Source organism: Desulfosporosinus sp. FKA (assembly GCF_002196785.1).
GTDB classification, from domain to species: Bacteria; Bacillota; Desulfitobacteriia; order Desulfitobacteriales; family Desulfitobacteriaceae; genus Desulfosporosinus; species Desulfosporosinus acididurans.
Genome location: NZ_NAHZ01000034.1, coordinates 216,245 through 228,985 on the forward strand (window position 1 = coordinate 216,245; position 12,741 = coordinate 228,985).

Genomic DNA, 12,741 nt, shown 5'->3' on the forward strand with positions numbered 1-12,741 from the left:
CCCATTATTTGCACAACCTTTATTTCCACCTCAACCAATCGTTAGTACCTCGCCGAGAGAAACCACATGTCTCTCAGATAAGGGCAGCAAATAGTCAGTCACAAAGTTCCGTTAGAGTAAAGCATTTAATAACGTCTTAGGCATGGATTCCAAGGAGACTTGTTTCTCTACCGCCCCAATTTCCCAGGCAATTTTAGGCATTCCGTAAACTACCGACGTTCGTTCGTCCTGACCGATAGTTCTAGCTCCTTTTCTTCTCATTTGAAGAAGGCCCTTAGCGCCATCGTAACCCATACCCGTTAGAATAATACCTATTGAATTTTTGCCGCATTCCTTAGCCACTGACTCAAATAAAATATCGACTGATGGACAGTGTCCATTGACTTTATTCCCCTGAAAGATTTCAATTTTATATCTTTCGCCGATTTTTTTTATCCTCATGTGTGAATCCCCCGGAGCTATAAATACCTTACCAGGTTCTAAATAATCACCATTTTCAGCTTCCTTAACGTGGAAAGGGGTCTGGACGTTAAGCCGTTCGGCGAACATTCGCGAGAACACCGGAGGAATATGTTGAACAGCCAAAATCCCCGGCATTGCTGCCGGTAAGTTTTTCAGTAAGTTATATAACGCTTCGGTCCCGCCAGTCGAAGCCCCAATGGCAATAACTTTATTATAGTCAACTTTCAGGTTTCTATTTACCTCTTTATGAGAAATCAGTTTTTCAGGTTCATGAGTAACTTTTGCTTTGGCTGCAACTTTTATTTTCGCAATGAGTTCATAAAGGAAACTTTCAATATCTTTAGGCGATCGGATATCCGGTTTGGTGACAAAATCTACCGCACCAGCATTTAAAGCATCCAGAACAGCTTCACTAACCGAACTAATTACTATTACCGGTAAGGAATACTGTGGAAGCAGCCGCCTGATAAACTCAATTCCATCCATTTTGGGCATTTGTACATCACAAGTCATCACATCAGGGTTAAAGGCCAAAATCTTATCACGGGCATCAAAAGGATCAACAGCCCGGGCAACAACTTCAATTTGTGGGTCCGAGGTGATTCCTTTAGCTAACACTTCACGGAATAATAAACTGTCATCGACTATTAAAACTCTAATCTTCTTACCTATTGTCATATATACCTCGCTTAAATTTGTAAAGTCTATTCTTTGCGATAAACGGCGGGCATAATATATTTAAAACGTGTCAAATCACGATTAAGGGATTCCGAATGCCCTATGAAGAGATAACCTCCATATTCCATGTTAGCATAAAACTTATCCACTAATTCATTTTTTGTGCGTTGATCAAAATAAATCATAACATTACGGCAGAATATCGTATTAAATTTCCGCTTAAATGGGAACACGGGTTCCATCAAATTAAATTTTCGATATATGACTTCTTTTCTGATTTTATCAGTTAGAATATAATGATCAGTATCGTAGTTATTAAAATAGTTCATTCGCCAATTTGCCGGTAAACTAGCTATCCCTTCATGAGGATATATTCCTTTTCTGGCGATATTCAATACTTTATCTGATATATCGGTAGCTAAGACTTTACTGTCCCAAAATGCCTTCTCTTTGCCAAAAAACTCATCTAAAATCATAGCTAATGTATAGGCTTCTTCGCCGGAGGAACAAGCTGCACTCCAGATGCGGAGGTCTTTATCCCGAACGGTTTTTCTTAGATAAGGAAGTACTTGATCCCTAAAAAAGTGAAAATGATCAGCTTCTCGCATGAAGAAGGTGTGATTTGTTGTGATTTTTTCAATTAGGGTAGCCATTGCTTTCCCACTTGTATCATTTTTAAGATATCGGAAATAGTCTGTAAAGTTATTAAATCCCTTCTCCAGTAGAACATTGTGAAGTCTTCCTGTCACTAAGGATTGTTTTTCTGCCTTAAGATGAATCCCATAATTCTCTTTGATATAACCGGCCAACCGCCAAAATTCGTCATCCGTGATTTCAATCATATGATCCACCTAACCCATAATTTCAGGAGAGCCTCGCACTCTCCTGATCGTTTGTTCAACAAAATAGGAATCTCATTTAGGAGACAAATATATGACTAGTATTTTCCAAACTCTTGATCACTCAGGACTATTTTTTTATAATTATTTGAACTTGCAGCTGCAGCTTCGTTAGTAACTTCATATGAATCAACTGTTTTGGCCTTGAAATCCTCTTTTTTCTTTTTAGCAAAGTTATCCAGCATTCTTAACACTTCCGGACTTAGCTGATCAAGGTTGCCTGGCCTGATATTTTGTTTTAGTTTAAACTTGGAGACCATTTCCTCTAAAAGAAGTGCTTGGCTAGAAAGTTCTTCACTTGCGGCGGCACTTTCTTCAGACGTTGCTGAATTATTCTGTACGACCTGAGACACTTGTGTGATTCCCTGGTTAACCTGAACAATCCCCACGGCCTGCTCATTGGAAGCAATTGCAATGTCATTAACCAGATTTGCTACTTTTTCAACTCCATTAACAATTTCATTAAGGGCATCTGCTGTCTCCCGAGCAATTCTCGTACCGCCTTCAACCTTCTTAATGGAACCTTCTATCATATCGGTTGTCTCTTTGGCCGCATTTGCGGAGCGAGCCGCAAGATTTCTTACTTCCTCAGCTACCACTGCAAAGCCTTTACCATGCTGACCAGCTCTAGCGGCTTCGACAGCGGCATTGAGGGCCAAGATATTCGTCTGAAATGCTATCTCATCAATCACTTTTATGATTTTGGAAATGCTTCCTGAGGCATCGTTGATTTCTCCCATGGCTTTAAGCATTTCCTGCATGTGACTATTACCCTGGACAGCATTTCCTTTCGCAGTTTCAGCTAATTGATTGGCGTGATTAGCATTCTCGGCATTAATTTTCGTCTGTGAGGATATCTCTTCGAGGGAGGCATTTAGTTCTTCAATTGAACTGGCCTGTTCGGTTGCTCCTTGAGAAAGAACGATACTGGAGTCAGATACTTGCTTCGCTCCGGCAGCTACCTGTTCAGAAGCTGATGCTATATTAGCAAGTACTTCGTTATTTCTTTCCACCATTTCATACAGCTTTTGCCCAAGCAGGTCATTTTCGGATTTAATCTCCACATCCACAGTCAGATCACCGGCAGCAATTCTTTCCGCAACTTGAACCTGCCCACGGATATTGGAAATCATCCGGCTAAATGATTGGGCCAGGCTGCCAATTTCATCTTTCGATGTAATATCAACATTGACATTGACATCTCCAAGGGCGAGCTTATCCGCAATGTCAATAAGATGATTTGTCGGCTTAATAATGCTGTTGATAATAAGCAGACCTGCTATTATGGCAATAACTACGGCAAACACCAGAATCACTATTAAGATAAGTTTTGCTTGGGAATAGACAGACTCTGCATTTTTATAAGATGCATAAGCATTATCCTGATTGAATTTCGTAAGCTGAAGACATAGATCAGAAACATTATTAAAAATTTTTGCTTCCTCACCGTTCACTATCTTCATTGCCTCGGCGCTCTTATTTTGCTTGCTCAATTCCAAAACTTGATTATGTAATACTAAATACTGATTCCAATCCGCTTCGATATCATTAATTAATTTGCGATCCGTATCACCATCTATAACTGATTTTGATTCCTCGATATTTTTGTCAATTTCTTCCTTTTGAACTGTATTCATTTCTTTTTCCAGTTCTTGCCTTTCCTCTGGGGTTTGAGCTATAATGTGCTGCAGCTCCTTCATCCTGAAATCAGACGTTCCTGTCTTTAATAAATCAGCATAATTAACACTGGGTACCACGTTATTAGCCTGGTAGGCAACTTGAGAATTAACTATTGCCAACGAATATATTGAATAAATCCCCATGGCAATCATGATTATTGCTATGGCGCCAAAACCTAAAAATAGCCTGGCCTTGATGGTTAAGTTCTTCATGAAAAATACCGCCCCCTTTTTTAAAAAAAGTCCTTTATAACGCTTCAGCTAAATCTTGCACTTCATCTTCAGTAAGCAACTTTTCGCAGTCCAACAGAAGTTTTACACTGCTTCCCACTTTGCCAATTCCTTTTATGTACCGATTATTAGACCTCATGTTAATTTGCGGAGGCTCGACAATATCCTGATCTGGAATTGATAAAACCTCTGCAACACTATCTACTATAAGCCCAATTGATATAGCTTGAATTTCCACAACATTAACACAGGTTCTGTCATTATAAGTCCTGGGCTCCTTCTTAAAACGTAGCCTAACGTCCATGACTGGGATGATCTTACCTCTCAAATTGATAATGCCCCTAACATATTCGGGAAGTTCCGGTATCTCTGTGATCACCTGAATTCCAATAATTTCCGTAACATACATGATTTCAATACCATAGCTTTCTTCGTCCAAAGAGAACGTCAAATACCTGCCCTTTTGAGTGTCTTCCTCCATTTCTAACGTATTTTCAATTGCCTCAGCCATAATTTTTGCTCCTTTCCCTGTGCGTGATTTTGTTGAGCATTAAACCTTTATTATCCGGCAAGTCCAGCGATATCAAGGATCAAGCTGATACTTCCATCACCTAATAACGTGCATCCAGCGAGTCCTTTTACTTTTTTTAACCGTCGGATATAAGCTGGAAGAGCTTTAACCACAACTTGTTGCTGACCAAGAAGTTCATCAGCAAAAATACAAAACGTTTGCTTATCCTGTTCCAGCATAATTAAGATCCCGTCTGTAAAGTTGGTTATCTTGGTTTTTACGTGATAAAGTTCATGGAGCCGGATAATGGGAAAACACTGACCTCTAACCATAATCATTTCGTTATGATCCGGGTCTTCAATTAAATCAGTGCTTTTCGGTCTAAAGGATTCTTTAATAACTGTCAGCGGAATAGTATAACGGGAATCACCTACTTTGATATTCATTCCATCGATGATAGCTAAGGTAAGTGGTATCTTTAAAGTTATAGTTGTACCTTTACCCGGAATGCTATCTGCTGAAATTGAACCACCAATAGACTCGATATTATTGACAACCACATCCATCCCTACGCCACGCCCGGAAAACTCTGTTATCTCCTCACTCGTTGAAAAGCCGGGAAGAAAAACCAGATTATAAATTTCCCTAACAGAATACTCGCTTTCTGACTTTAGTAGTAATTGTCGTTCGCGAGCTTTTTCTAAAATCTTTTCTTTATTAAATCCTCGTCCATCATCTCTAACAATTACTAAGACATCTCCGCCGGCATTTTGGGCTTCCAAGACGATCGTACCAACCCTCGGTTTTCCTTCAGATTCTCTTTGGTTAGGAGTTTCTATGCCATGATCAATGGAATTTCGAATCAGGTGCATTAAAGGATCGGATATATGTTCAATAATGTTTTTATCGACCTCGGTCTCCTCACCGATAAACTGAAGCTGTACTTCTTTACCCAACTTTTTACACATATCTCTCAACGGTCGGTTCATCTTTCTAAATGTTCCGCTTAAGGGAACCATCCGTACAGACATTACAATATCCTGGAGATCACTTGTGATTTTTCGCAGCTGTCGAGCGGCTTTATCGAAATTCTTTAAATCCAGCCCTTTAAGATCAGGATTTTGGGTAACCATCGCCTCGGCGATTACCATTTCGCCAACAAGATCCATCAGCTTGTCCAACTTCGCAACATTAACACTTATGATGCTTGGTTGAGACAGAGAAGAAATTTCTTTTTCTCCGTGTTCTTTTGGCCTCAAATCTTGATTATCTGCTCCAACAGGGGATTCATTTAATTGTCCCCCATCATTCTCCTTATCGTGGTTAAGATCGTCTAATTGATCCAAATGAAAATCTTGTAAAAATAAAGTTTGAGAAAATAGCTGATGAATTTCTTCACAAGAGCGATTTGACTTAAAACGAACGTTTAACCCCTGCTCTCTAATCACTTTTGAACTAGCATCAGCATCGAGGTCTTCCGGTATATGTTCAATTTCATGAGCAATACCTTCCAAATCATTAATCACTCCAAAGGCGCGAAGGTTTTCCATACCACAGCCGTCTTCAAAGTAAATAGACACTTGAAACGAATCATTAAGGACTTTTGAGTCACTAGACAATTCATCTGTATTTTGTAGTCTTGGCTGGCTCGTTGGCAAAATATGTTTTTGGTCTTTAATCGCTGCCAAAAAGGCTTGAACTTTATTAATTAACTCTGAAGCATCTCCATCTGCTTCATAGCCATTTTTAATTTTAGCAATTTCTAGCTTTATATAATCAAGACCATCAAGCACTAAATCAGATAACTTTTCATAATTTACGTTTTGGGGATCATCTTCACGAAGGCAAAAAAATAAATCTTCAATAGCATGGGCTACAGAAGAAATATCAGTAAAAAGCATCATGGCAGATGAGCCTTTAATTGTGTGCATGATTCTAAATATTTCGTCAATGTCATCTTTTGGATAAGAACTGGCTTTTTCATTGACCAATACTATTTGCTCCATCTGTTCAAGAAACTGAACCGTTTCGTATAAATACAGTTCCAGCAAAGGTTCATTTATAGAGTCCTGATTCAATAGCTTGCCCCTCCTTAAACTAAAAAAGCCTTTTCGCATAGCGATAAAGGCAAATGAAAACGTTCGGCGGCTTGGCGATCTTCAGGTTTATCTGTTAAGACCCATAGCTTTGCGTCCTTATCTTTCGATAAGTTTGCCTTTTGCATACGAATATTAAACTACTAGATCATTTAGTCAAAAAAATTACAATAATATCGAACTTTATAAGTCTATCGCAAAATTATAGATTATTTGCGTTCTTTTGTATAATTACTATATCAAATTATCGATATATGTCAATCGGTCTATAATATTGATCCATAGATCCTATTCTATTATAGGTACAATTATGATATTCTACTACCAAGTGTATCTAAGATAAAAAGCAAATACCTAACTTATTTGTAGTATTTGCTTTTTATCTTTTTTTACTTTTTGAATCTTTTCTTTACGTTCCTTACTTTCGGGTTGTAAATGCTCAAGACCAACCTCAGCTAGAATAGTTTCGAGAGTTTTAATTTCCTGTGCTGTCATAGTTTCTAAGTTTTCCTCCTATGCTTAGCAAATGCCTAATTAATAAACAATTCGTTGCTTATTAATAGTATAACTCCCGAATATGAAGTAACTGTTAAAAGAAGCTAAGTTTTTGTTTAAGTTTATCAATATTTGCCAAACTCCTGGTCAGTTAGTGAAATTCTTGGAAAACCATTGTTGGTAGCTGCCGCTTCTGAGCGGGCTTGCTCAAAAGAACCATCTTTGCCTAAATTCATAGTTTTCTTTTCAGTCATGTTTTCAAGTATTCTCAAAACTTCCGGACTCAAGCGGTCTATACTGCCCGACTCTGTATTTTGCTTTAGTTTAAACTTCGAAATCATGTCTTGTAGGATAGCTGCTTGGCTGGAAAGCTCTTCACTGGCTGCCGCACTTTCTTCTGAAGTGGCAGAATTTGTTTGAACGACCTGCGATACCTGCATAATACCTAAATTTATTTGCCCAACACCGGTAGCTTGTTCAGTGGAGGCAACGGCAATATTATTAACAAGGTTAGCCACTTTCTCAATACCATTTACAATTTCATTGAGTGCTGCCGCAGTATCACTGGCAATTTTGGTACCACTCTTCACTTTCTTAATAGAACCTTCAATCATATCCGTTGTCTCTTTGGCTGCATTTGCGGAACGAGCCGCCAAGTTTCTTACTTCCTCAGCTACGACAGCAAAGCCTTTTCCGTGTTGACCGGCTCTTGCAGCTTCAACAGCAGCATTAAGAGCCAGGATATTTGTTTGAAAAGCGATCTCATCAATAACTTTAATTATCTTAGAGATATTGGCTGAAGCGTTGTCAATTTCTTCCATCGCCTTCAACATTTCCTGCATCTGGTTATTACCTTGAACGGCATTCGCCTTGGCATTGTCAGCTAAGATGTTCGCTTCATTTGCGTTTTCGGCATTCAGCTTTGTCTGAGTGGATATTTCCTCCAGAGAAGCAGTCAGCTCTTCGATGGAACTAGCCTGTTCAGTAGCCCCCTGGGAAAGAGCTATACTTGAATCAGATACTTGTTTCGACCCCGAAGCCACCTGTTCAGAGGCAGCCGCAATATTGGTCATAACTTCGTTAATTCTTTCGGCCATACGACTAAAGGCCGATGTTAATTGACCAATCTCATCTTTTGTATCTGCCTCAACATTCACATTAAGATCGCCATCTGCCAGCTTATCGGCAACTTTAACCATTTTATTGACCGGATTGCTGATAATGCGGGATATGAAGATGCCAAGAACTATTGCCAGAATTACTCCGCCTGTTATAAAACCTATCATTGTTATTATTGCAGTTTTTCCTGTAGACTGGTTAGAATCTGATGACTGTTTAGCATTATTTGTTTTCAACGTCATAAGGGTATCTGTATTTGTTTGTACCTCATCTCCAATTTGGACGTCCCGGGCACTGGTTAACACATTATACAAATCATCCATATTGTTTGCTTGAATGTCCTTGATCGCTTGTTGCTTAATTACTGCAAAATCGTCAAGGTTTTTAGATAATTTATTGTAAGCTTCTGCCGCCTGAGGGTCATTTATTCCAGTTTTAAAAGCAGCCATAGAATTGACTATGACCTTGTCAAATTCAGTTAATTTATTGATTGCCTCCAGCTTTTTATTGGGATCTTTTTGAACATACGCATCACGTATGGCCACACGTTCTCTTTGATACGTTTGAGCTACACTTGCTAAAGCCGGTAAAGTAGCGGTATGTCGAGAATACATGGTCAAGTCTTCCGCTGTGATTTTCTGTATATTTAAAACGCCTACTGTTCCAACTACTGCAGCAATGATAGCCACCAGAATAAAACCTATGATTAACTTGGGAGCGACCTTCAAATTATAAAACCATTTCATGATGTAATTCCCCCTTCAAGTGCAGACAGCCTCTTGCTTTCACACATAATTTCAATACCGTAGCTTTCGTGTCTTCCTCCATTTCTAAATTATTTTCAATTTCCTCAGTTATTTTCACACCCCATCCTTTAGAAAAAACATTTAGAAAAAAGCAGAAGCAACAATATGTTGCTTCTGCTTTTTTTTCGATATTTAAGCAACCAGGCTGTCATGTTTCAGTTAGAAATTTAGACCCTTTGGCTTTGCGTCTCGCACTTTCGCACGATTTGCCCGTTTTCATATATTTACTTTGTATATACACAGTTATCATGGTACAACAATTAAACCCTTATTTCAATATAAAATTACTTTCTTTGACATTATTCTATTTAAACATAATCGAGTCTCTCCCGCCCTTGCTGTAGTTGCTTAAATATTTATTTTAATTCAGTTAAAATTCAGGTTAATAATTAATAATATTACAAGACATTTAGACATAGCTCTTTCCTGAACGGCCTGGAACAATGTTCGATGCCCAAATTGAAGTCGATTGGAGGGGTTACTTTGCAAAACAACAACAACATAAGATTAGCATTGGATACTATTATGTTTATTAACTTAGTTCTTGTTATGACAGTTTCTAGAGGAGCATTTCATGAAGTAGCCGGTATCGGAATGGGATGTCTTGTATTAACTCATGGTCTAATCAATCTACAATGGGTCAAAAAGGTTTCTGCACGATTATTTGATGCGCAACTTCCAAGCAAAACACGTTTCACCTACTTGATAAACCTTTTGCTATTGGGATCAATGCTGATAACGATAGTAGGCGGTATATCAATGTCGCAAGTATTATTTCCCGGAATTGGTCTTCGTCATTTCAGGCAAATTCATTCACTAACAGCCAACATCTTACTCGTTTTAGTCGGTATTCACATGGGACTTCATGGGCAAAGGCTTTTGTCAAATATCAAACGGATATTTAATACAACCTTTCAAAAAATGATTGGAAGCATTGCAGTATTTCTATTAGTTTCCTTTCTCTTGTTCGGCGGATATAAATTAATTTCAGATCACGTCCCAAATGTTGAGTTACAACAGCAGGCCCCACGCCAACATAACACCGGCAATACTAGAGGACCTCATAAACTGCAACCCCAAAGTGATGGCAGGTTCAAAAATGAGCATAGAAATTTCAGCCCTATTGGTTTCATTTTTAACTCCGTAATAATTTTAGCGGTTGCTGTAATGACGCATACATTTAACACTAGGCATTCTAATAAATAGTTAACCAGGGCCCGCCCCCACTTATAAGAAGTGGGGGTCTTAAAAACTGGAATCTAGCTGCAACTGAAAAAAGTCGAACTTTAGGCTAGGTGAAACTTGTGATCAAGTACACTATTATAACAAATATGAACTGCGAGGCAACCAGATAGTAACACAGGTACCTTTTCCCCGCTCACTTTGAATCTCAATGGTACCTTCGTGGTTCTTAACAATGGACTGGCAAATTGATAATCCTAAGCCACTGCCTCCCCCATCACGTCTGCGGGCCCCATCAGACCTATAAAAACGGTCAAAAATATGGGACAAATCCTGAGGATGAATGCCAATTCCTGTATCTTTGATGACTAACTCTACTCCTTCATCCCCTCCCAAACTGACTTTATCTCGTAAAATCAATTCTATTAGTCCTCCGGCAGGTGTATAACGAATGCTATTATGCAAAAGATTTTTCAATAACCGTTCTATAGCCAAGGGGTTACAGTCTATTCGTATGTCTTTTTCTAAACTAATAATTATGGAGATTTGAGTTTTTTCTGCAAAATCCCCAAGTTCACTGTTCACCCTTTGCAGAATCGGTCCTAAGGCTACAGATTCTTCAAATTGCATGTGCAACCCGCTGTCAAATCTAGCCAATGCTAACAGATTGTCTGTTAATGAACTCATATAGTCCACCTCTGTCAGGCATCCCTTTAAAGCCTGTACGTATTCCTTCTCGCTGCGCTTCTGACGCAGGGTGATTTCCAACTCAGAACGAAGTGCACTTAATGGAGTTCGCAAATCATGCGCAGCGTCATTGACGAACCTGGTTTGAGTCGTAAAAGCAGCTTCTAACCGTTTTAACATTGCATTTAAGACGTCCACCAAATGGTTCAAAGTAGCATCTCGTATAGGAACATCGATCCTCGATGTTAACGTATTGGCATCAATTTTCTTAGCCACAACAATTATCTTGCGTAATGGTTTAAAGGTACTCCACACCAAATAAGCGGAAATAACAGCAACAACCATGACAGCGCCTAAGGAAATGATTAGTAAGATTTTTCGCAGGTTATAAAGCATATCGGCATTATTTGTCACAGGCGAGGCGACTTGAAGTACATAATTTCCATCTTTGCCATTAGGCAAAGGCCAGTATAAAATACGCATTCCACCTTCTTCGGGCCAAAAAGGACGCAGCCAAATAGGCAACGAGGATGCGTTCAAATGCTCGCGATGCCCATGAGACCCGTGACGCCCATGTGAAGGCTCATATGCAGAATTAGAGAAAGACCCGAGGGAGTCAGTAAAACTTTCTCTCCCTTTTAATGCTAACTGCAACAAATCATCGTCTACAGGAAGAACCCCTTGAGTCGAAGAATATACAATCTTGTCTTGGTTATCAATCACTTGGATATATAGTTGTTGCTGCGCTTCCTTACTAGTTGATAATTCTTGAGTCCAACCTTTGTCAGACCAATTGCTAGCAATTGATTGAGCCAAAGAAGTTAGTGATGAGTCAAGGCTGCTTTTCAACAAATAATCCGTTGTCATATAGGAAGCAAAAAGGGCAGCAAAAAGTACCGTAATAAACACACCGCCGGTAATTACGGCAAGACGCAAAGGTAAGCTGTTTTGCCACAAACGCAATCATTCTACCTCCAAACGATAGCCAACACCACGCATGGTTTTGATCCATGCGCGATTGTCAATTAATCTTAGTTTCTTTCTCAAATTTTTTATCTGAGCCTCGATTGTATTATCTGAAGCATCCCAAGGATCCTGCCAGCATTGTTCTGCCAAAGTTTCCTTACTCAGTATCTGACCTGAATGACGGATAAAGACGTCCATCAGTTCATATTCCAGCCTATTTAGCATTACTGAACGCTCACGATAAGTAAGAAGCCTGGTCTGAGGATTAAGTTCCAACGTTCCTGCTTTTAAAAGAGGAGTAATGTTGAAACTTCCACGACGTTGCAAAACTTCTATCCTGGCTAATAACTCAGCGAAGGCAAACGGTTTACAAAGATAATCATCTGCACCAGCCTTTAGCCCAGTTACTCGATCGGATACAGCATCCATAGCTGTTAACATAAGTATAGGAATGGTGCAGTTATTTTGCCTCCATTTTTGCAGTAAATCTTCGCCCCGCATATCAGGTAACATACGATCCAAGATAATTACACCATAATCACGATGGAGATAAAATAGCTCTGCTTCGTTCCCATCCACCGCACGATCAACATGATAACCTTCCTCAAATAAACCGCGCACTAAAATTTCCCCTAAATGAATATCATCCTCCACCAGCAAGATCCTCATCATCGCCCTCCCTCATAGCGAATACATCTCCGTTTTCTCCCCCACCGAAGCAAGGTATGAGAACCATTCCCACATTTATTTGTATAATCATCATAACTCAAATCCAAAGTATGGAAAATAGTTAATTTCTCCTGACCATTAAATGTTTTGAGTTACATATCTTTACTATAGGCTGCTAAACTGAAATTAAGCTGAAGTGAACTCGTTCAGCTAAAGCTGAACATCGAGACTTCGGTGGCCCCCACCGAAGCAGAATACGGG

10 protein-coding genes and 2 riboswitches are annotated in these 12,741 nt (G+C 39.3%); of the genes, 1 reads left to right on the forward strand and 9 read right to left on the reverse strand.

Features of this window, described 5'->3' with window-relative positions:
* Positions 1-111: 111 nt before the first annotated feature.
* The 7 genes from B5771_RS22235 to B5771_RS22260 all read right to left on the reverse strand — a co-directional run bounded on the left by B5771_RS22235 (position 112) and on the right by B5771_RS22260 (position 8,916).
* Positions 112-1,140, reverse strand: a complete 1,029-nt coding sequence (locus B5771_RS22235; protein WP_088189481.1) for a chemotaxis response regulator protein-glutamate methylesterase — start codon at positions 1,138-1,140, stop codon at positions 112-114.
* A gap of 26 nt (positions 1,141-1,166) precedes the next feature.
* Positions 1,167-1,982: a protein-glutamate O-methyltransferase CheR gene (locus B5771_RS22240; protein WP_047809342.1), complete on the reverse strand. Its 816-nt coding sequence runs from the start codon at positions 1,980-1,982 to the stop codon at positions 1,167-1,169.
* 95 nt (positions 1,983-2,077) lie between these two features.
* On the reverse strand, positions 2,078-3,931 hold the full coding sequence (locus tag B5771_RS22245) for a methyl-accepting chemotaxis protein (RefSeq protein WP_088189482.1): 1,854 nt from the start codon (positions 3,929-3,931) through the stop codon (positions 2,078-2,080).
* A gap of 34 nt (positions 3,932-3,965) precedes the next feature.
* Entirely contained in the window at positions 3,966-4,460 is a 495-nt protein-coding gene (locus B5771_RS22250; RefSeq protein ID WP_088189483.1) for a chemotaxis protein CheW, read from the reverse strand.
* Between the two features lie 50 nt (positions 4,461-4,510).
* Complete coding sequence (locus tag B5771_RS22255) at positions 4,511-6,538, reverse strand: chemotaxis protein CheA (protein ID WP_242966938.1); 2,028 nt, start codon at positions 6,536-6,538, stop codon at positions 4,511-4,513.
* A 62-nt stretch (positions 6,539-6,600) separates the two neighbouring features.
* Positions 6,601-6,686, reverse strand: a riboswitch (cyclic di-GMP riboswitch).
* Positions 6,687-6,910: 224 nt separating this feature from the next.
* The gene (locus B5771_RS24450) at positions 6,911-7,051 is read right to left on the reverse strand and encodes a hypothetical protein (RefSeq protein ID WP_161796425.1); all 141 of its coding nucleotides are present in this window, start codon (positions 7,049-7,051) and stop codon (positions 6,911-6,913) included.
* A 125-nt stretch (positions 7,052-7,176) separates the two neighbouring features.
* On the reverse strand, positions 7,177-8,916 hold the full coding sequence (locus B5771_RS22260; protein ID WP_088189484.1) for a methyl-accepting chemotaxis protein: 1,740 nt from the start codon (positions 8,914-8,916) through the stop codon (positions 7,177-7,179).
* A 192-nt stretch (positions 8,917-9,108) separates the two neighbouring features.
* A riboswitch (cyclic di-GMP riboswitch) is annotated at positions 9,109-9,197 on the reverse strand.
* Positions 9,198-9,459: 262 nt separating this feature from the next.
* Between B5771_RS22260 and B5771_RS22265 the strand changes: the two genes are divergently transcribed.
* Complete coding sequence (locus B5771_RS22265) at positions 9,460-10,182, forward strand: DUF4405 domain-containing protein (protein WP_172408346.1); 723 nt, start codon at positions 9,460-9,462, stop codon at positions 10,180-10,182.
* A 114-nt stretch (positions 10,183-10,296) separates the two neighbouring features.
* On the opposite strand, the gene B5771_RS22270 is transcribed toward B5771_RS22265, so the two are convergent.
* Together B5771_RS22270 and B5771_RS22275 are read right to left on the reverse strand one after the other, a co-directional pair.
* Positions 10,297-11,808 (reverse strand): ATP-binding protein, encoded by a 1,512-nt coding sequence (locus tag B5771_RS22270; RefSeq protein ID WP_088189486.1) that lies wholly within the window; start codon positions 11,806-11,808, stop codon positions 10,297-10,299.
* Positions 11,809-12,483: a response regulator transcription factor gene (locus B5771_RS22275; RefSeq protein ID WP_088189487.1), complete on the reverse strand. Its 675-nt coding sequence runs from the start codon at positions 12,481-12,483 to the stop codon at positions 11,809-11,811.
* Between the last annotated feature and the right edge of the window lie 258 nt (positions 12,484-12,741).